This window comes from Streptomyces sp. DG1A-41, assembly GCF_037055355.1.
In the GTDB taxonomy this organism is placed as follows: Bacteria; Actinomycetota; Actinomycetes; order Streptomycetales; family Streptomycetaceae; genus Streptomyces.
Genome location: NZ_CP146350.1, coordinates 6,792,133 through 6,811,904 on the forward strand (window position 1 = coordinate 6,792,133; position 19,772 = coordinate 6,811,904).

15 protein-coding genes and 2 pseudogenes are annotated in these 19,772 nt (G+C 70.1%); 12 read left to right on the forward strand and 5 right to left on the reverse strand.

The genetic code is table 11. The features are described 5' to 3' along the window. The first annotated feature begins 163 nt into the window (after nucleotides 1–163). The 4 genes from V8690_RS31790 to V8690_RS31805 all read left to right on the forward strand — a co-directional run bounded on the left by V8690_RS31790 (nucleotide 164) and on the right by V8690_RS31805 (nucleotide 7,025). Nucleotides 164–1,579, forward strand: coding sequence for a diaminobutyrate--2-oxoglutarate transaminase family protein (locus V8690_RS31790; RefSeq protein WP_338785524.1), 1,416 nt, complete (start codon nucleotides 164–166; stop codon nucleotides 1,577–1,579). 109 nt (nucleotides 1,580–1,688) lie between these two features. Continuing rightward, on the forward strand, nucleotides 1,689–3,692 hold the full coding sequence (locus tag V8690_RS31795; RefSeq protein ID WP_338783533.1) for an IucA/IucC family protein: 2,004 nt from the start codon (nucleotides 1,689–1,691) through the stop codon (nucleotides 3,690–3,692). An 82-nt stretch (nucleotides 3,693–3,774) separates the two neighbouring features. Further along, the gene (locus tag V8690_RS31800) at nucleotides 3,775–4,698 is read left to right on the forward strand and encodes a GNAT family N-acetyltransferase (RefSeq protein ID WP_338783534.1); all 924 of its coding nucleotides are present in this window, start codon (nucleotides 3,775–3,777) and stop codon (nucleotides 4,696–4,698) included. 350 nt (nucleotides 4,699–5,048) lie between these two features. After that, nucleotides 5,049–7,025 carry an ATP-dependent DNA helicase gene (locus V8690_RS31805; protein ID WP_338783535.1) on the forward strand — a complete coding sequence of 659 codons (1,977 nt, stop codon included), beginning with the start codon at nucleotides 5,049–5,051 and terminating at the stop codon, nucleotides 7,023–7,025. A 178-nt stretch (nucleotides 7,026–7,203) separates the two neighbouring features. Here the strand turns inward: V8690_RS31805 and lexA are convergent, their stop codons facing one another. Continuing rightward, on the reverse strand, nucleotides 7,204–7,983 hold the full coding sequence (lexA, locus tag V8690_RS31810; protein ID WP_030845416.1) for a transcriptional repressor LexA: 780 nt from the start codon (nucleotides 7,981–7,983) through the stop codon (nucleotides 7,204–7,206). Nucleotides 7,984–8,599: 616 nt separating this feature from the next. Between lexA and nrdR the strand changes: the two genes are divergently transcribed. Next, nucleotides 8,600–9,160 carry a transcriptional regulator NrdR gene (nrdR, locus tag V8690_RS31815; RefSeq protein WP_338783537.1) on the forward strand — a complete coding sequence of 187 codons (561 nt, stop codon included), beginning with the start codon at nucleotides 8,600–8,602 and terminating at the stop codon, nucleotides 9,158–9,160. 165 nt (nucleotides 9,161–9,325) lie between these two features. After that, on the forward strand, nucleotides 9,326–12,202 hold the full coding sequence (locus tag V8690_RS31820) for a vitamin B12-dependent ribonucleotide reductase (RefSeq protein WP_338783538.1): 2,877 nt from the start codon (nucleotides 9,326–9,328) through the stop codon (nucleotides 12,200–12,202). A gap of 61 nt (nucleotides 12,203–12,263) precedes the next feature. Here V8690_RS31820 and V8690_RS31825 read toward each other — a convergent pair whose 3' ends face one another. Further along, nucleotides 12,264–13,043: a phosphotransferase gene (locus tag V8690_RS31825; protein ID WP_338783539.1), complete on the reverse strand. Its 780-nt coding sequence runs from the start codon at nucleotides 13,041–13,043 to the stop codon at nucleotides 12,264–12,266. A gap of 33 nt (nucleotides 13,044–13,076) precedes the next feature. Further along, entirely contained in the window at nucleotides 13,077–13,610 is a 534-nt protein-coding gene (locus V8690_RS31830) for a TerD family protein (protein ID WP_338783540.1), read from the reverse strand. A gap of 155 nt (nucleotides 13,611–13,765) precedes the next feature. On the opposite strand from V8690_RS31830, the gene V8690_RS31835 reads away from it, so the two are divergent. From V8690_RS31835 to V8690_RS31845, 3 genes are all read left to right on the forward strand, one after another. Further along, on the forward strand, nucleotides 13,766–14,371 hold the full coding sequence (locus V8690_RS31835; protein ID WP_338783541.1) for a YdbC family protein: 606 nt from the start codon (nucleotides 13,766–13,768) through the stop codon (nucleotides 14,369–14,371). A gap of 151 nt (nucleotides 14,372–14,522) precedes the next feature. Then, nucleotides 14,523–15,182: a histidine phosphatase family protein gene (locus V8690_RS31840; RefSeq protein ID WP_338783542.1), complete on the forward strand. Its 660-nt coding sequence runs from the start codon at nucleotides 14,523–14,525 to the stop codon at nucleotides 15,180–15,182. Nucleotides 15,183–15,194: 12 nt separating this feature from the next. After that, entirely contained in the window at nucleotides 15,195–16,100 is a 906-nt protein-coding gene (locus tag V8690_RS31845) for an ADP-ribosylglycohydrolase family protein (RefSeq protein ID WP_338783543.1), read from the forward strand. A 325-nt stretch (nucleotides 16,101–16,425) separates the two neighbouring features. Here V8690_RS31845 and V8690_RS31850 read toward each other — a convergent pair. Then, nucleotides 16,426–16,739 (reverse strand): annotated as a pseudogene (locus V8690_RS31850) (MFS transporter); the annotation flags it as partial. A 23-nt stretch (nucleotides 16,740–16,762) separates the two neighbouring features. Between V8690_RS31850 and V8690_RS31855 the strand changes: the two are divergent. The 3 genes and pseudogenes from V8690_RS31855 to V8690_RS31865 all read left to right on the forward strand — a co-directional run. Beyond that, nucleotides 16,763–17,308: pseudogene (locus tag V8690_RS31855) on the forward strand (TetR/AcrR family transcriptional regulator); the annotation flags it as partial. Nucleotides 17,309–17,390: 82 nt separating this feature from the next. Beyond that, complete coding sequence (locus V8690_RS31860; protein WP_338783544.1) at nucleotides 17,391–18,092, forward strand: ribonuclease HII; 702 nt, start codon at nucleotides 17,391–17,393, stop codon at nucleotides 18,090–18,092. Between the two features lie 68 nt (nucleotides 18,093–18,160). Then, nucleotides 18,161–18,790, forward strand: a complete 630-nt coding sequence (locus tag V8690_RS31865) for a hypothetical protein (protein ID WP_338783545.1) — start codon at nucleotides 18,161–18,163, stop codon at nucleotides 18,788–18,790. Between the two features lie 273 nt (nucleotides 18,791–19,063). On the opposite strand, the gene V8690_RS31870 is transcribed toward V8690_RS31865, so the two are convergent. Continuing rightward, nucleotides 19,064–19,678: a hypothetical protein gene (locus V8690_RS31870; RefSeq protein WP_338783547.1), complete on the reverse strand. Its 615-nt coding sequence runs from the start codon at nucleotides 19,676–19,678 to the stop codon at nucleotides 19,064–19,066. Nucleotides 19,679–19,772 lie beyond the last annotated feature (94 nt).

Here is a 19,772-nt window from a genome sequence, read left to right on the forward strand (position 1 = left end):
CTTGAGGCAACCCGTAACCCGGTGAGCGGACCGCGGTTGGTAGCGGTGGGGGGTCTGCTGTCTGTGTGTGGTCCTCTGTGCCCGTGCCCAGTGGGAGGTCAGGGAAGTCGTGGCGGAATCCACCCATGGAGGATGTGCGTCCGAGGAGGCCACTGTGGGGCGTATGCCGGTGCGGGCCCTCCCCAGCGCCGCCGACGACACGGCACCGGGAGCGCGCGCCGCACATGAGGGGATTCTGCGCCGCCAGTCCGCGCGCGAGTCCGCTGCCCGCACGTACGCCCGTGCCCTGCCGATCGTGCCGGTGCGGGCCAGGGGACTGACCATCGAGGGCGCGGACGGCCGCCGCTACCTGGACTGCCTCTCGGGCGCCGGCGCGCTCGCCCTCGGGCACAACCACCCGGTCGTTCTGGAAGCCATCCGCAAGGTTATCGACTCCGGCGCGCCCCTGAACGTCCTCGACCTGGCCACACCCGTCAAGGACGCCTTCATCACCGAGCTGTTCCGCACCCTGCCCGCAGGGCTCGCCGACCGCGCCCGCGTGCGGTTCTGCGGACCGGCCGGCAGCGACGCCGTGGAGACCGCCTGCGAACTGGTGCGCGCTGCGACCGGCCGGACCGGCCTCATCGCGTTCACCGGCGCCTCCCACGGAAGGACGGCCGGAGCACTCGACGCGTCCGCCGACGCCCACGACGCACGGGTCGCCCGCCTGTACCCGCAGGACTACCACTGTCCCTTCGGCCTCGGGGGCGAACGCGGGGCCGACCTCGCCGCCCGCTGGACCGAGTCCGTCCTGGACGACCCCGGGCCGGGCTTTCCGCTCCCCGCCGGGATGATCGTCGAGCCCGTCCAGGGGGAGGACGGGGTGATTCCCGCACCGGACGCCTGGCTGCGGCGCATGAGGCAGCTCACGGCCGACCGGTCCATCCCCTTGATCGCCGACGAGATCCAGACCGGCGTCGGGCGGACCGGAGCCTTCTGGGCCGTGGAGCACAGCGGAGTGACCCCAGACGTGATGGTCCTCTCCAAGGCCATCGGAGGCAGTCTGCCACTGGCGGTCGTGGTGTACCGCGACGACCTCGACGTCCCGGAACCCGGCGCCCCCGCCGGCACTTTCCGCGGCAACCAACTCGCCATGGCCGCCGGCACGGCGACCCTCACCCACGTCCGGGAAAACCACCTCACCGAACGCGCGGCGACTCTTGGGGCGCGCATGCTGGGTCAACTCCAGGGGCTGGTCGGGGAATTTCCGTGCGTCGGCGACGTGCGGGGGCGGGGGCTGATGATCGGGGTGGAGTTCGTGGATCCGGAGGGCGAGACCGGGAGAGCCGGGCGGGCGGCTGAGGCAGCGGGGGCACCTCTCGCCGCCGCCCCCGAACTGGCGGCCGCTGTCCAGCGGGAGTGCCTGCGGCGCGGCCTCATCGTCGGACTCGGCGGCCGTCACGCCAGCGTCGTCCGGCTGCTGCCGCCCCTGACGATCACCGACGAACAGGCGGCCGCCGTGCAGGACCGCCTGGCCGACGCGGTCCGGGCGGCAGCTCGGTGCGATGGGGGCATGGCGGCGGCGCCGTACCCGTCGTGAGCCTCAACGCCGTGAGAACTCATGCCATGGGCCTTCACCCAGCGACGTCCCGGAACCACCCAACGAGGTGCCTGTCTTGAAAGCCATCCCTGAGCGCGACGACCACGCCATGACATTGGGACGAGGCTCTTCCCCTGACCTCCGGGCCTCGGAGGTGTCGGCGAACTCAGCGGTCACGGCGAACCCGGCGGTCCCGTGTCAGAGGTCTGGGGCGGCGCAGTACGCCGAGGCGCAGGGCGGCGAGGTGAGGGACGGTGATGTGAAGGCTGGTGGATTCACCACCGACCTCCTTGAGCATCCCGACCCGCATGCCGTCGCCCAGGCAGCAGCCGTGGAGGCGCTGCTCCGGTGCTGGGTGCGAGAGACCAGCCGACCCGCCCCTACCGACGGCCTCCTCCGCATCCCCCTTCCCGCCAGCGGCACGGCCCTGCTCGCCCCCGTCCGCTACTGGTCCCCGACGGGCTGGCACCGCTTCGGTCTCCCGCGTCTGGCCGACGCTCCCGACCACGCCCCACCGGCAGACGCCGTCACGGTCGCCGCACTGCTCTCCAGGGAGACGCCCGCAGACGGACAGGGTTACGCCCACGGTAACGCCCACGCCCACGGCGACAGTAACGGCGGTATCGCACTTGTCGCGGGCGTTGCCGATTCCCTCCGCCGCGTCACCTCCTTCCTCAGCGACCGCCGTGAACACCCGGTCGACAGCCCCGACCTCTTCCTGGAGTCGGAACAGTCACTCGTCCTCGGACACCCCCTGCACCCGACCCCGAAGAGCCGAGAAGGCCTCTCCGAGGCTGAAGCACGCCTGTACTCGCCCGAGTTGCACGGATTCTTCCCCCTCCACTGGATCGCTGTCGCCCCCTCCGTCCTCGCCACCGACTCCGCCTGGACCGAACGCGGCCGCCCTGTCACCGCGGCCCGACTCACCGCACGCCTGGCCGGGACCGACCTGCCGCTGCCGGACGGGTACGCCCTACTGCCCGTGCACCCCTGGCAGGCCCGCGAGATCCGGCACCGCCCGGAGACCGCTGCCCTGCTCGACAGGGGACTGCTCCGCGACCTCGGCACCCACGGCACTCCCTGGCAACCCACCTCCTCCGTACGAACGGTCTACCAAACCGGTGCTCCCGCGATGCTCAAGCTGTCGCTGGGCCTGCGCATCACCAACTCCCGTCGCGAGAACCTCCGTAAGGAACTGCACCGCGGTGTCGAGGTCCACCGCCTGCTCCGCAGCGGACTCGCGCAGCAATGGCGGGCCGTGCATCCGTGCTTCGACATCGTTCGCGACCCGGCCTGGATCGCTGTCGATGCTTCCGATGGCTCCGACTGTTCCGGTGGCGTCCCCTTGCCCGGACTGGATGTGGTGATCCGCCACAACCCGTTCAGCCCCTCGGACGATGTCTCCTGCGTCGCCGGACTCGTCTCGCCGCGCCCCTCCTCACCCGCCCGGCCGGGAACCGCTCCCGACCGCCCGGAGATCCACGGCCGGGTCCTTCGGTCCCGGCTGGCCGAGGTCGTCACGCGTCTCGCCCGCCGGACCGGCAGGCCCCGCGGAGCCGTCGCCGCCGAGTGGTTCCTGCGCTACCTCGAACACGTCGTGCGCCCCGTCCTGTGGCTGGACGGCGAGGCCGGCATCGCCCTGGAGGCTCACCAGCAGAACACCCTGCTCCTGCTGGACAGCGACGGATGGCCAAGTGGCGGCCGCTACCGCGACAACCAGGGCTACTACTTCCGCGAGTCCCGGCGCGCGGACCTCGACGCCCGGCTGCCCGGCATCGGAGAGCGGAGCGACACGTTCGTCTGCGACGAGGTCACCGACGAGCGCTTCGCTTACTACCTGGCGGTCAACAACGTCCTCGGCCTCATCGGCGCGTTCGGCTCCCAGGGGCTGGCCGACGAGCGGCTGCTGCTCGCCGCCTTCCGCCGTTTCCTCGGAAACGTCGCCTCCGGCCCGGCCCGGCTGCGCACCTCGCTGCCGGCCTGGCTGCTCGACTCACCCGTCCTGCGCTGCAAGGCCAACCTGCTGACCCGACTCCACGGCCTCGACGAACTCGTCGGCCCGGTCGACACCCAGTCCGTCTACGTCACCATCGCCAATCCCCTGCACTGCTGATCACCCTGACCGTCCCTGACGACAACCGACCTCCTTCATCCCTGAGGACACGCCTCACCCACTTTCCTGAGAGGAGCGCTTGGTGCCTCCCGCCGACTCGACCGCCCACACCGGTACCGCTGGCCCTGCCACGGCCGACGTCCATGCCGGGGAGGGCTCCAACGCCCGCTTCGATGCCGGTCCCGGCGTCGCGTCCAGCGCGGGAGCCGACGCGGATTCCGGTGCGGATCCCTGTGCGGATTCCTGTGCCCGCCACGGCGAAGACACCATGGACCTACGGCTCCCGGACGAACTCCTCGCCCTCATCGCGGACGAGGCGTCCGACATCCACGGAGCACGGCGGCCGGACCAGCGCACGGCCCAGCCTTCCGACTCCACCGCCGCCACCCGTGAGGCCCCCGTCCCCTCGGCCCTCTCCGTCCTCGTGGTCGAGGACGATCTCCTCGACCGCGTCGCCGACTGGGGCCCGACCGACACACCCGCGGGCTTCTTTCACCTCGTCCCCGTGCGCGTCGAACGTGATCTTCCGCTCATCAGCCGCTGGATGAACGACCCCGCCGCTGGGGCGTTCTGGGAGCTGTCCGGGCCACAGCACGTGACCGAGGACCACGTGCTGGCCCAGCTAGTCGGCGACGGACGCAGCGTGCCGTGCATCGGCGTGCTGGACGGAACGCCGATGAGCTACTGGGAGATCTACCGGGCGGACCTGGATCCACTGGCCCGCTACTACCCGGCCCGGCCTCACGACACGGGGCTCCACCTTCTTGTCGGCGCTGTCGCCGACCGAGGGCGTGGCCTCGGCGGTCTGCTGCTCCGAGCCGTCGCCGACCTCGTACTCGCGCAGCGGCCCTCCTGCGCACGCGTCATCGCGGAACCCGACATTCGCAACACCCCCTCCATCGCCGCCTTCTTGACCGCCGGCTTCCGGTTCTCCGCCGAGGTCGACCTGCCCGACAAGCGAGCCGCCCTCATGGTCCGAGACCGGTCCCTCCGGCATCTTCTGTAGCACTGTGTCATCACTCCATCACTCATTGAACGCGGCGCGTGGCGTCGCGGTTCCCGCTCATGCCGCAGAGATTTCTCGAGTCGCTCGCCGCCCCGCCCGCGTGGCCACGACGGACGGCCGGGACCCGCTCCATCCTCCTGGCCACGGTTCGCACCGCCCCGCCCGACCACTCTGCTCCGCCCATGGCTCCCCCTGCCCCGCCCTCCCGAACCGGTCACATCCCGCCGGAGCCCCCGCCACCCGTCCGCCCGTCCACCCACCCTGACCGAGGAGCCCAAGGTCTTGATCCCGTCCCCCGTCCCTGCCTTGATCACCCGTTTGTCAGTGCTGGGTCGTAGGGTGGTCGCGCTATGACGAAGCCCTCACTCCCCGAACTCCTGCATGCTGCCGTCACTGCCGTCGGCGGTACGGAGCGCCCCGGTCAGGTGACCATGGCCGAAGCCGTCGCAGAGGCGATCGACAACGGCTCCCACCTGCTGATCCAGGCCGGCACCGGCACCGGCAAGTCGCTGGGCTACCTGGTGCCCGCGCTCGCGCACGGGGAGCGTGTGGTCGTCGCCACCGCCACCCTGGCCCTTCAGCGCCAGCTGGTGGAGCGCGACCTGCCGAGAACGGTCGAGTCGCTGCACCCCCTGCTGCGCCGGCGCCCGGAGTTCGCGATGCTCAAGGGCCGGTCGAACTACCTGTGCCTGCACCGCCTGCACGAGGGTGTGCCGCAGGACGAGGAGGAGGGTCTCTTCGACCAGTTCGAGGCGGCCGCGCCCACCAGCAAGCTGGGGCAGGACCTGCTGCGGGTGCGCGACTGGGCCGACGAGACCGAGACCGGCGACCGCGACGACCTCACACCCGGCATCTCGGACCGGGCTTGGGCTCAGGTGTCGGTGTCGTCGAGGGAGTGCCTGGGCGCCTCGAAGTGCGCCTATGGCGCGGAGTGCTTCGCCGAGATGGCCCGCGAGCGCGCCAAGCTCTCCGAGGTCGTCGTCACCAACCACGCACTGCTCGCGATCGACGCCATCGAGGGTGCCCCGGTCCTTCCGCAGCACGAGGTGTTGATCGTCGACGAGGCCCATGAGCTGGTCTCGCGGGTCACCGGAGTCGCCACTGGCGAGCTCACGCCCGGCCAGGTCAACCGTGCGGTGCGCCGGACCGCCAAACTCGTCAACGAGAAGGCGGCGGACCAGCTCCAGACCGCCGCCGAGGGTTTCGAACGTCTGATGGAGCTCGCCCTGCCGGGCCGCCTGGAGGAGATCCCCGAGGACCTCGGCTACGCCCTCATGGCACTGCGCGACGCGTGCCGCACCGTGATCTCCGCCATCGGCACGACCCGTGACAAGTCCGTCCAGGACGAGGACGCGGTCCGCAAGCAGGCTCTGGCCTCCGTGGAGAACGTGCACGACGTGGCGGAGCGGATCACGAACGGTTCCGAATGGGACGTGGTCTGGTACGAGCGCCACGACCGCTTCGGTGCCTCCCTGCGCGTTGCCCCTATGTCCGTCTCGGGTCTGCTGCGGGAGAAGCTCTTCGCGGACCGCTCCGTGGTCCTGACATCCGCGACGCTGAAGCTGGGCGGCGACTTCAACGGCGTCGGCGCTTCCCTCGGGCTCGCCCCCGAGGGCACCGAGGGCGATGACCTCCCGCAGTGGAAGGGCATCGACGTCGGCTCGCCCTTCGACTACCGCAAGCAGGGCATCCTGTACGTCGCGAAGCACCTGGCGCGCCCCGCGCGGGACGGCGACCGCGGGGACATGCTCGACGAGCTCACGGAGCTCATCCAGGCGGCGGGCGGCCGCACCCTGGGCCTGTTCTCCTCCATGCGGGGCGCCCAGGTGGCCGCCGAGGAACTGCGTTCCCGGATCCCCGAGTTCCCGATCCTCCTCCAAGGGGAGGAGACGCTCGGCGAGCTCATCAAGAACTTCGCGGCCGACCCGAAGACCTGCCTGTTCGGCACCCTGTCGCTGTGGCAGGGCGTGGACGTCCCCGGACCCAGCTGTCAGCTGGTCGTCATGGACAAAGTCCCGTTCCCGCGCCCGGACGACCCCCTGATGAGCGCCCGCCAGAAGGCCGTGGAGGACGCTGGCGGCAATGGCTTCATGGCGGTCGCCGCCACCCACGCCGCGCTCCTCATGGCCCAGGGCGCCGGCCGTCTCGTACGGGCGTCGGGCGACCGCGGTGTGGTCGCCGTGCTGGACCAGCGGCTGGCGACGGCCCGGTACGGGGGCTACCTGAAGGCGTCACTGCCCGACTTCTGGTACACGACGGACCGTAACCAGGTGCGGAAGTCGCTGGCGGCGATCGACGCGCTGGCGAAGCAGGCGGAAGCCGAGTGAGCCATCGGGGTCGGCCTGCTGGGGCGGAGCCGCGGGCCAACCCCCACTGCGCATACCGGGCCCCGACACCGCGTACGTACCGGGGCCCGGACAGCGCAGGGCCCCGGAACCGGCGCAGGGGTCCCGGGGCCCGGTCAGAGGGCGGGCCCGCTGGGCCCACCCGACGCGGTGCGCGGTGTCAGACGCGGCGCAGTACGGCCACCACCTTGCCGAGGATGGTCGCGTCGTCGCCGGGGATCGGCTCGTAGGCCGCGTTGTGCGGCAGGAGCCAGACGTGGCCGTCTTCGCGCTTGAAGCGCTTGACGGTGGCTTCTCCGTCGAGCATCGCGGCCACGATGTCGCCGTTCTCGGCGACCGGCTGACGGCGGACCGTGACCCAGTCGCCGTCGCAGATGGCGGCCTCGATCATCGAGTCCCCCACGACCTTCAGGACGAACAGCTCACCGTCACCGACGAGCTGGCGGGGGAGGGGGAAGACGTCCTCGACGGACTCCTCGGCGAGGATCGGGCCACCGGCGGCGATGCGGCCGACCAGCGGGACGTACGACGCGGCTGGCTTGCCCGCGGTGTCTGTGGGCTGCACGGATGCGGCCTGGTCGGAGCCGCGCACCTCGTACGCGCGCGGCCGGTGCGGGTCGCGGCGCAGGAAGCCCTTGCGCTCCAGTGCCATCAGCTGGTGTGCGACGGAAGACGTGCTGGACAGGCCGACGGCCTGGCCGATCTCGCGCATCGACGGCGGGTAGCCGCGCCGCTGCACCGAGTCCCTGATGACCTCGATCACGCGACGCTGGCGGTCGGTGAGTCCGGAACTGTCCGCCCGGATGCCAGGAGGTCGTCCCGGCAGGGAGCGCTTGTGCCCCTCCGGATTCGTGGCTTCGTTCATCGCGTGCACCGGCTCCAGTCGGCCCTGGGAGCGGTCCTGGGCAGTGATGGCGGCACTGTCTGCGGTGGTGGTCACGTCGGCCCCTCTCGATGGTCTCCCTGCTGGACAACGGTAGTTGCTTTCGAAAGGTTGCGCCAAACACACGTTCGAGTGAAAAATCGCGAATCGGCTGACGCGATCATTTGTCCGGGTGTATTGGCTACCGCTCCACCTGGCGGGCAAAAGCGCCCATTGCTGTACTCTTCACCGCCGGGGTGATCGCCTCGGGGGTGCTCCAGTCTGCCATCCGGCATTCCCGCGCCCCGGGACCAGCCCTCATCTGTGCGGGAGTCCCACGTCCCCTCCTCGCGGGGCCCACGGTATCTCCGCATGTGCCGCAGCGATACGGCTGTGCGCGCATGGATGCGGCTGGCGGGGTCGGCCGGGCGTGTCCAGCGGTGCGGCTGTGGGTGTACGAGGCCGGCGCGACCGGTCGGTCATGTGTCACCTGCGTCTACTCGCGCGACACGCGCGTACTGCCTGGATGTATGAGCCAATCCCCACATCTAGTGGTTGGATTGCAGCAGTAGCCCACAAGTTGTGGTCCCCCGGGTCTTGGCGCCCATGGTCATCGCCTATGCTTGGGGCTGCTTCGTGAGGCGCAAGAGACCCAGCGAGGCTTTTGAGTCTGCTGTGAGGAGGGTTGGAGTTCATGCACTGCCCCTTCTGCAGGCACCCCGACAGCCGTGTCGTCGACAGCCGTACGACCGACGACGGCACGTCGATCCGCAGGCGCCGCCAGTGCCCTGACTGCTCCCGTCGTTTCACGACCGTGGAGACGTGCTCGCTCATGGTGGTCAAGCGGTCCGGAGTCACCGAACCCTTCAGCCGCACCAAGATCATCAATGGTGTGCGCAAGGCGTGTCAGGGGCGGCCCGTCACCGAGGACGCGCTCGCCCAGCTCGGCCAGCGGGTCGAGGAGGCGGTGCGGGCCACCGGAAGCGCCGAGCTGACCACCCACGACGTGGGGCTGGCCATACTCGGCCCGTTGCAGGAGCTCGATCTCGTCGCGTATCTGCGATTCGCCTCCGTCTACCGGGCGTTCGATTCGCTCGAGGACTTCGAGGCGGCCATCGCGGAGCTCAGGGAAGAGACGGGGCGCCCCGAAGCGGACGACGGAGACCGCGAGGACGCGGGGGCGGGGAGCCAGGAAGACGACCGCGGGCCCGGAGGGACGACGCATGTCCCCGAGCCCGCAGGCGCCGCCGACTGACCGGCGGGCCGGACCCGGGCGGCAGCTCCGGGCCCCGGCCGGGCGGCGGCGATGTGAAGACCTGTTGCGGGCGATGTGAGTGGGTGCCCGCGACACCAGACAGAACACCGTGCCACGGGAACAACGGGGCACTTCAGGGCGTTTTCGCCCGTACAGGGAGGCGGCATGACAGAGACGGCGAGTGGTCCGGCACGGAGTTCCCGCGCCAAGAGCACCAAGGCGAGCAAGGGCCTGCGTATCGAGCGCATCCACACCACTCCTGGGGTCCACCCGTACGACGAGGTGGCCTGGGAGCGCCGTGACGTCGTCATGACCAACTGGCGCGACGGCTCGGTCAACTTCGAGCAGCGCGGCGTCGAGTTCCCCGACTTCTGGTCGGTGAACGCGGTCAACATCGTCACCAGCAAGTACTTCCGCGGTGCCGTCGGCACCCCGCAGCGCGAGACCAGCCTCAAGCAGCTGATCGACCGCATCGTGAAGACGTACCGGAAGGCCGGAGAGGACCACAAGTACTTCGCCTCGCCCGCCGACGCCGAGATCTTCGAGCACGAGCTGGCCTACGCCCTCCTGCACCAGGTCTTCAGCTTCAACAGCCCTGTCTGGTTCAACGTCGGCACCAAGCAGCCCCAGCAGGTCTCCGCCTGCTTCATCCTGTCCGTCGACGACTCCATGGAGTCGATCCTCGACTGGTACAAGGAAGAGGGCATGATCTTCAAGGGCGGCTCCGGTGCCGGTCTGAACCTCTCCAGGATCCGTTCCTCCAAGGAACTGCTGTCCTCCGGCGGCAACGCCTCCGGTCCGGTCTCCTTCATGCGCGGCGCCGACGCCTCCGCAGGAACGATCAAGTCCGGTGGCGCCACCCGCCGCGCCGCCAAGATGGTCGTCCTCGATGTGGACCACCCGGACATCGAGGACTTCATCGAGACCAAGGTCAAGGAAGAGGAGAAGATCCGCGTCCTGCGCGACGCGGGCTTCGACATGGACCTGGGCGGCGACGACATCGCGTCCGTCCAGTACCAGAACGCCAACAACTCGGTCCGCGTGAACGACGAGTTCATGACGGCCGTCGAGCAGGGCGGCAAGTTCGGTCTGCGGGGCCGGATGACCGGCGAGGTCATCGAGGAGGTCGACGCCAAAGCGCTCTTCCGCAAGATCGCCGAGGCCGCCTGGGCCTGCGCCGACCCCGGCATCCAGTACGACGACACCATCAACAACTGGCACACCTGCCCCGAGTCCGGCCGGATCACCGCGTCGAACCCGTGCAGCGAGTACATGCACCTGGACAACACGTCCTGCAACCTGGCCTCGCTGAACCTGATGAAGTTCCTGAAGGACGATGGCAAGGGCAACCAGTCCTTCGAGGCCGAGCGCTTCCAGAAGGTCGTCGAGCTGGTCATCACCGCGATGGACATCTCGATCTGCTTCGCCGACTTCCCGACCCAGAAGATCGGTGAGAACACGCGCGCGTTCCGCCAGCTCGGCATCGGCTACGCCAACCTCGGCGCCCTGCTGATGGCCACCGGCCACGCCTATGACTCCGACGGCGGCCGCTCCCTCGCCGGCGCCATCACCTCCCTGATGACCGGAACGGCGTACCGCCGCTCCGCCGAACTCGCCGCGGTCGTGGGCCCGTACGACGGCTACGCCCGCAACGCGGACGCCCACAAGCGCGTCATGCAGCAGCACTCGGACGCCAATGACAAGGCCGTCCGCATGGACGACCTGGACACCCCGGTGTGGGCCGCCGCCAGCGAGGCCTGGGGAGATGTGCTGCGCGTCGGTGAGAAGAACGGTTTCCGTAACTCCCAGGCGTCCGTGCTCGCCCCGACCGGCACCATCGGCCTCGCGATGTCCTGCGACACCACCGGTGTCGAGCCCGACCTGGCGCTGGTCAAGTTCAAGAAGCTGGTCGGCGGCGGCTCGATGCAGATCGTCAACGGTACCGTTCCGCAGGCCCTGCGCCGCCTGGGCTACATGGAAGAGCAGATCGAGGCGATCGTCGCCCACATCGCCGAGCACGGCAACGTGATCGACGCCCCGGGCCTCAAGCCCGAGCACTACGAGGTGTTCGACTGCGCCATGGGCGAGCGGGCCATCTCCCCGATGGGCCACGTCCGCATGATGGCCGCGATCCAGCCGTGGATCTCCGGCGCCATCTCCAAGACGGTCAACATGCCGGAGACGGCGACCGTCGAGGAGGTCGAGGAGATCTACTTCGAGGCCTGGAAGCTGGGCGTCAAGGCGCTCGCGATCTACCGCGACAACTGCAAGGTCGGCCAGCCGCTCTCCACCAAGAAGTGGGAGGAGAAGGCCGAGGAGCCCGCCGCCGTCGAGCCCCAGGTCGAGAAGGTCGTCGAGTACCGCCCGGTCCGCAGGCGCCTCCCCAAGGGCCGTCCCGGCATCACGACGTCCTTCACGGTCGGTGGCGCCGAGGGCTACATGACCGCCAACTCCTACCCGGACGACGGTCTCGGCGAGGTCTTCCTGAAGATGTCCAAGCAGGGCTCGACCCTCGCGGGCATGATGGACGCCTTCTCCATCGCGGTCTCCGTCGGCCTCCAGTACGGCGTCCCGCTGGAGACGTACGTCTCGAAGTTCACGAACATGCGCTTCGAGCCGGCCGGTATGACGGACGACCCGGACGTGCGGATGGCGCAGTCGATCGTCGACTACATCTTCCGCCGCCTGGCGCTGGACTTCCTGCCGTTCGAGACGCGCTCCGCGCTCGGCATCCACTCCGCAGAGGAGCGCCAGCGTCACCTGGAGACCGGTTCGTACGAGCCGAACGAGGACGATGTCGACGTCGAGGGCCTGGCCCAGTCGGCGCCGCGCGCCCAGGAGCTGAAGGCCGTCTCCGCGCCGAAGAACGAAGAGGCGGCCACGCCCGCCCCGCAGCAGGCCCACACCAGCGCCGAACTGGTGGAGATGCAGCTGGGCATCCAGGCCGACGCCCCGCTGTGCTTCTCCTGCGGGACGAAGATGCAGCGCGCCGGTTCCTGCTACATCTGCGAGGGCTGCGGCTCGACCAGTGGTTGCAGCTGACGCCTAGCGCCTGAGTAGATGACAGAGGGGCACCGCCTTCGGGCCGGTGCCCCTCTTGTCGTCACAGGCCGCGGGAGCCGGGGAGCCTGTCCAGCAGGCCGTCCAGCCCTGAACGGACGGTGTCCTGGTCGCCGGTGTCCAACCCGTGCGTGACCTCGTACCACGGGCCCAGGCGGTGCCAGACACGGGAGCGTTCGCGCAGCGCCGGCGGTGCCGCGCAGGCGGCGGCGCAGGCCTCGGCGAACGCCGGTGAGGTGCCGTTGAGCGCCCACGCCAGGTCGATGGCGGGGTCCCCGATGTGCGCGTCGCCGAAGTCGATGACACCGGTGAGCACACCAGCCTGGGCCAGCAGATGCTCGGGTCCGAGGTCCCCGTGGACGAGGGCCTCGGCGGGCAGCGTGCTGACGGCCTTCAGCAGGTCGGAGGCGGGGGCGCGCCGGTCCGGCGGCAGGAGGGGCAGCACGCGAGCCCGGAAGTCGTCCGCCAGGGCGACGCGTTCACGGAGCACTTCGCGCGCGGGCGGCACACCGCGTCGCACGGCCTCTTCGGTGTCTGCCCTGTGCAAGGCCCGCAGGAACAACCCCAAGACGCGTCCCTGGGAGGCGTCCGGCTCTGCCAGGGGTTCACCCGGGACCAAAGCGTGCCGCACGATGAGCGGATCGCCTGCCACGATATGGGGCACCGGCACAGCGAGCGGCAGGTGCGGTACGAGCCATGGCAGCAGGCGGGTCTCCGTCCGGAGTTGCCGCTCCACGTCCGGACGGCGGGGACGGCGTTCGACCCAGTGGCCGTCGACCAGCCGGGCCTCGCAGTCCCAGCCGTCCGGGAACACCGAGCTCACCCCTGCCCCGCGGTCTCGCTCCTCCGGGGGAACTCACGGCCGGTGTGCGGCACCCATCGTCCTGGCGAAGTCCACGGGGTCGCCCTCGAAACCACGGAGACCGGGGCGGAAGTCCCAGGGACCGGAACCGTCCCGGACGAACTCCGCGACTGTCGCCGCCGTGGCCCCCAGGGCACCCCCGAAGTCGTTCTCGGCCAGGACCGTGTACCCCTCGCGGATACGCAGCCCCGGGTTCACCACACTGACGAAAGTGCGCTCCGCCGGGCGCTGCTGGATGACGACACCGACCACCACGCGCGCGTAGCGGCCGTCGAGCCGGTCGAGTTCCAGCGTCATGACCTCGTCGTAGCCGAAGCCCTGGCCGTCCTTGCTGTCCCGGTTGAGATAGATGGTGCCGTCGGGGGAGCGGCTGTCGAAGTGCACCACGTAGGCGGGATCTCCGTACGGATCGTCCGTCAGATAGGTCGCTGCGACCAGGTCCAGGTCGGTGGACGGCTGCCCCGCCGGACTGGGATCCCATCGCACCGCGATCTCGATCTTGCGAAGCCCCTTGTTGAGCCCGTCCACCAGCGTCCCCTTCCCCGTACCGACTCGCCCGTCCGCCTCAACTGCCGGGCACTCACGACTGTTTGTCCATCCTGCCACGCGTGCGGGTGCGCGCGCCGGAGAGCGGTCCAGCCGAGAGTGACCGGCGCCACGCTCCGTGGCCTTACCATGGCGCGGTGCTGGTCAAGTGGATTCGCTGCACCGTGGTGGACCGCCGCGGTTTCGAGCGGGGGCAGCGGAAGTGGGCGGGGCTTCTGGGGGAGCCGGGGTTTCGGGGACAGGGGGGTGGCTGGAGCCGGGGGCGGCCGGACGTGGCGCACATCTTCGCGTTCTGGGAGAGCCGAGCCTTCTACGACTCCTTCATGGCGCGGTCTCACGACCGGCTCGCGTCGGCCCAGTCGGGCACGTTCAAAAACGCCCAGGTCAGGCTCTTCGACTACCGCTTCGATGTGAAGACCGGTTTCGAACCGCGCTTCACGGACGCCGACCTGCTGCGTGTGGCGCTCTGCCGTGTCCACGAGGAGCGGGTCGAGCACTTCGTGCTGATGCAGGAGAAGGTCTGGAACCCGGCGATGGCCGGCTCGCCCGGCATGGTGCGCGGCCTGTTCGGCGAGGCGCCCGGGAACGAATTCGTCGTGCTGTCGATGTGGCGGTCGGCCGCCGAGCACGGCAAGTACCGCGCCGAACGCGTGGAACGGCTCGCCCTGAGGGCTCAGACGGAGGCGGACGTGGCGGCGCTCACCGGGGATGTCGTGGACATGGAACCGAGCTGGACGGTCTGACTCCGGGTGGGGTCGGACGGGCCCGAATCGAATGAGTCTGATCGAACATGTGCACCTCCTGTGGGATCTGTGGTGCAGGATGTGTGTGACCTCCGCTGTTTAGGCGCGGTACGAGTGCTCGACGGACCCTCACCCGATCTAGGGTTTCGGCATGGCACGACCACGGCGCATCGTCCTTGTCCGGCACGGAGAGTCAACGGGCAATGTTGATGACTCCGTGTACGAGCGTGAACCCGACCACGCCCTGGCGCTGACCGAGCGGGGCCGGCGGCAGGCGGAGGCGACGGGCGAGCAGTTGCGCGAGTTGTTCGGCGACGAGCGCGTCAGCGTGTACGTCTCCCCGTACCGCCGCACGCACGAGACACTGCGTGCCTTCCGCCTCGACCCCGGGCTCATACGGGTGCGCGAGGAACCCCGGCTGCGTGAGCAGGACTGGGGCAACTGGCAAGACCGCGACGAGGTTCGCCTCCAGAAGACCTACCGTGACGCGTACGGCCACTTCTTCTACCGTTTCGCCCAGGGCGAGTCCGGCGCCGACGTCTACGACCGGGTCGGTGGCTTCCTGGAGAGCCTGTTCCGCAGCTTCGAGGACCCCGACCATCCGCCGAACGTCCTGATCGTCACCCATGGTCTGGCCATGCGGCTGTTCTGCATGCGGTGGTTCCACTGGACGGTCGCGGAGTTCGAGTCGCTGTCGAACCCGGGGAACGGAGAGGTGCGGATGCTCGTTCTGGGAGACGACGGCAAGTACACCCTTGACCGGCCGTTCGAGCGCTGGCGAGATCCCGAGCCCTACGGGATCACCGGATAGAGTGGCAGGGCGATGACCGCTGATTCCTCCCCTGACGGGCGCCTGGAGCGCGCCCTGGCCAGCCTGCGCGGACTGTCCGTCGGGGATGCCCTGGGCTCCCAGTACTTCCTGCCGGTGAACTACCCGCTGCTGAAGCGCCGCGAAGTGCCGTCCGGGCTGTGGCAGTGGACCGACGACACGGAGATGGCCGCCTCTGTCGTCGCCGTCCTGGTCGCTCACCACCGCATCGACCAGGACGTCCTGGCCCGCTCCTTCGCCGAGCACCACGATGTCGACCGGGGCTACGGTCCCGCGGTCAGCCGCCTGCTGCGGCTCGTCCGGGAGGGCGGTGACTGGCGGGAGCTCGCCGCCGCGATCTTCAACGGACAGGGGTCCTGGGGCAACGGCGCCGCGATGCGGATCGCCCCGCTGGGCGCCTGGTACGCGGACGACCCGGAGCAGGCGACCCACCAGGCTGAGATCTCGGCCTACATCACTCACCAGCATCGCGAGGCCGTCGTCGGCGCCATGGCCGTCTCCGCGGCCGCCGCGTTCGCCGCCGCCCCCGGCGGTCCGCCCGGTGCCGAGGCCCTCCTCGACGGGGTCATCGACCTGGTGCCGAAGAGCGCGGTGGGCGCGGGGCTGCGCCGGGCCCGGGACATGCTCGACTACGGCGACCCGGCCACGGTCGCGGCGGTACTGGGGTGCGGACGGCGGACGACCGCCCACGACACCGTGCCCTTCGCCCTCTGGTCAGCCGCGCGAAGCCTCGGTGACTACCAGCAGGCGTTCTGGACGACCGCCCAGGCCGGTGGGGACGTCGACACCACCTGCGCCATCGTGGGCGGTGTGATCGGCTCGGGGAAGGCGGGGGCGCCGCCCGCCGAGTGGGTGGAGCGGACGGAGCCGCTGCCGGGCTGGGCGCCCGCGTCGGTCTAGCGGTCAGAACCCTCCTGCACTGGGCTGCGACCAGAACCTTCCTGTGTCGTGCCAGCAACCAGAACTCTCCGTGCACCTTGGGAACTCTCCGTGACCGCATGCTCGTTGTCCTGGCATCCGCCGTGCGAGCCATGAGGCAGCACGCGCCGGAGATACGTGCAGGGAGCGCGAAGGGGGTGGTTATGGAGGTCCTGCTCGCTGTTCTGATCCACTGGTGGGACGCATTCACACGCCGCGTGGGACATCCGCGGCCGGTCGCGAGTCGGCCAGACAGTCGCCGGCAGGCCTGCTTCGAGCCCGCCTGCGTCCCGCCGAAGCCGCCTCGTCCGGACGCGGCGTCCGCTTCGTGCTGGGAGACACCGGAGACGGCGGCGGGCGCCAGCGTCACGAAGTTCAGCCCCATACCGAAGCCGAACAACAGCATCGGACCGAGAACCCCGCCGACGTACGAACTGTCCGAGCTGATGAGCGCCTGCCAGGCGAGTCCGATCGCCGCGAGCGCCGAGCCCAGGAGCATGAACGGCTTCGGGCCCAGCACCGACAGGAACCGCTGCGAGAGACCCGCGCCGAGCGCGATCACGACCGTCACGGGCAGGAAGGCGAGCCCGCATCGATCGGGCTGAAGCCGAGCACGTTCTGCGCGAGAGCACGATGTAGAAGAACTCCTCGGCGCCGCGCTGGATCAACTCAGCACAGTCGGATGAAACGGCCTGACGATGGAAGGCGTCGCCGCCGGCGCCCAGACCGGAAAGGCGGCGGTCTACCGGCTGTGGCCGTCCAAGGACCTCGTCGCCGGCGCCCTGCGCGCCGGACTGCCGCACCTCGACGCGGTACTGGACGAGGGAAGCGTGCGCGAGGACCTCTTGGCGCTGTGCCGGAGAGCCGCCCGTGACGCGATGTTCTCCCGTCCGGGTTTCGCGCTTCGCTCGGTGATTCACGAATGCGATACGACGCAGGCCGAGCGCTTGCATGGCGTGATCTTCGCCGGGGTCGTGAAGCCCGCCATCGAGATGCTGCGGGAAGTCATCGAGCGCAGGATCAAGCAAGGGGAGGTGCGTTCCGGCGCTGCGAACCGATGCGTCTTCGATGCCATCCCGGCGATGACGATGTACCGCTCCAAGATGTGCGGCTGCGAATGACGGGCTCAGGAAATCGAGGAGACGATCGACCAGTTGATGGTTCCGCTGCCGCGGTCGAGCGACGCCTGACAGGGACCGGCGAGGCCCGTCGGACCGCCGGGGCCGACCGGGGTGTCGCGGGCGGTTCCGGGCGGCGTAACCTAGGGTCGCCATGCCGTACGAACCGCCTACTCACACCGTCGAGCGCTCCCTTCGAGCCACGACCGGAGCGAAGATCGTTGCAGGTGTCGACGAGGTGGGGCGCGGCGCGTGGGCCGGTCCCGTCACCGTCTGCGCGGCGATCACCGGACTGCGCCGGCCGCCCGAGGGTCTCACCGACTCGAAGCTGCTCACCATCAAGCGACGTACCGAACTTGCCGAGGAGCTGCGGAAGTGGGTGACGTCGTACGCCCTGGGACACGCCTCCCCTGAGGAGATAGACGACCTGGGGATGACGGCCGCGCTGCGGCTCGCCGCGGGGCGTGCTCTGGACGCCTTGCCGGTCCGACCCGACGCGGTCATCCTCGACGGGAAGCACGACTATCTCGGTGCACCGTGGCGGGTCCGTACGGTGATCAAGGGCGACCAGTCGTGCGTGGCGGTCGCGGCGGCCTCGGTGATCGCCAAGGTCCAGCGCGACAAAATGATGGCCGAACTGGGTATCTACCATGCAGACTTCGGTTTTGCGGACAACGCCGGGTATCCCTCACCCGTGCACAAGGCCGCACTGGCGGAGCGGGGTCCGACCCCCTACCACCGGTTGTCGTGGGCGTATCTTGATGCGCTGCCCCAGTGGCGGCACCTCAAGAAGGCCCGCAGCTGGACGGACGGAAGCGTTCCGGAAATCGAGGGTCAGCTCGGCTTCGATTTCTGAGGGTTTCGTTCGCACGCATGCGCCACCCGCCGAAGCGGGCCGTACCAACGTTTGATAAATATCAACCCATGCCTCTCATTCCCGAGGAGCCTCAGATTCACGAGAGTGCCCAGGGTCCCCGCGCTACTCCGGCCAGCGGCCGCACCGCGCCGACCCCTCGCCCCGTACCCGGCCCCCGTCCCGCGGCTCCGTCGCGTCCCGGTCGTCCCGGTCCCCTCCGGCCCGCGCCGCCCGTGCAGCGCACGCCGCGTGAGGTGGCCGCCAAGCCCGGTCCGTCGGGTCCCGCGGCCGGTGACGCCGCACCGGCCGCCCCGCAGATCCAGCTGATCCCGGCTTCCGCAGAAGGCGCGCTCGACGCCGCCGAGGAGGCCGTGGACCTGCTCCTGGACTCCGGGCGCGCCCCCGGTGACGTCCTGGTGATCACGACCGGCGAACAGCACCCGTGGGCCGCCCACGAGCTGTCCTTCGGAGAGACCGCCTACTGGGCCCAGCACGACGCCGGTGACGACGTCTTCTACACGGACGCCACCGTCGCCGGCCGGGTCGCGTCTCGTCCGGTGGTCGTGGTCGCCGTCAACGGCGGTGCCGAGGCCGCAGCCGCGAGTGCCCTGTCCCTGGCCCACTCCCGGGCCACCGCCCTGCTGATCGTCTGCGGTGATCCGCAGCGGATCAACTCGGTGCTGGGCACGAGCGTCTGAGTCGGTGCTGTGGCGTCCGGTCGGGCGCCGGGGCTGACGTCAGGCGCCGTGAGCTGACTTGAGTCGCCGCTTCGGCGGCTCCGCACGACGGGTGGTTCGGCGTGCCCGGAAGGCTGCACGCCGTCGTTGCGTGCGGTCCTGTCCGGGCGGCCTCAGCGCTGTTCGGGGTGTTCGTTCCGACTGTCGGTCAACGGAACCGTGGTGTGCCGTGCGACGGTGTTCCGCCCCGAGTCCGTGCGGAACGGTCTGTCCAGGGACGGTCCGCCCAGGGCCTCAGCGTGCCGCCGCAGCGCGGCGGAGAACCTCGGAGGCGGCGCCACCGGTGCGCGGCAGCGGCGGCGGTGCCTCCGACGTGTCGAACGGCTCCGGTGCCGAGGCCGAGTGAGGGCGGCGTCCGCCGCGGCCCTCGCCGAGCACCTGCCAGCCGTCACGGGTCAGCGTGATGTACGCCCCGCAGCGCAGCCCGTGCAGAGTGCAGGCGTCGCGCAGCCCCCACATCCACGCGCCGTCCTCCTCCGTCCAACGCGCGTCTCCCTCGCGGCAGTAGAGCAGTACGGCGGTGCGCACCGGTGTGCGGCGCCGCAGATCGTGCGGGATGATCCGGCGCAGCTGCGCCAGCAGCACGTTGCGGAACATCCAGCCGTCGGCCGGGGCCGGTCGGCGGCCGAACGAGGCACTCGCCCGCAGCCGCTCGTCCGGGTCGAGCACGGCGATGACGGCGGTCGCCGGCTGCGGGTGGTGCCGGGCGTGCAGTCCGCTGACGACTTCACGGGGGTTGCGGAGCAGCGGGATCCCGGCGGCGGCCCATTCCGCGGGTTCGAGCAAGCGGTTGGCGGAAGCGACGGACGTCGACGCCGCTGCCGAGGCCGGAGCGAATCCGAAGGTCACGGTCCTCCCTTCGGCTACGCGCCCACACTGCGGGCGGGGTCGGATTCTGGGAGCGCGCACCGCAGCGAAGCCCTACCGGATCGGCGGTCGTGCC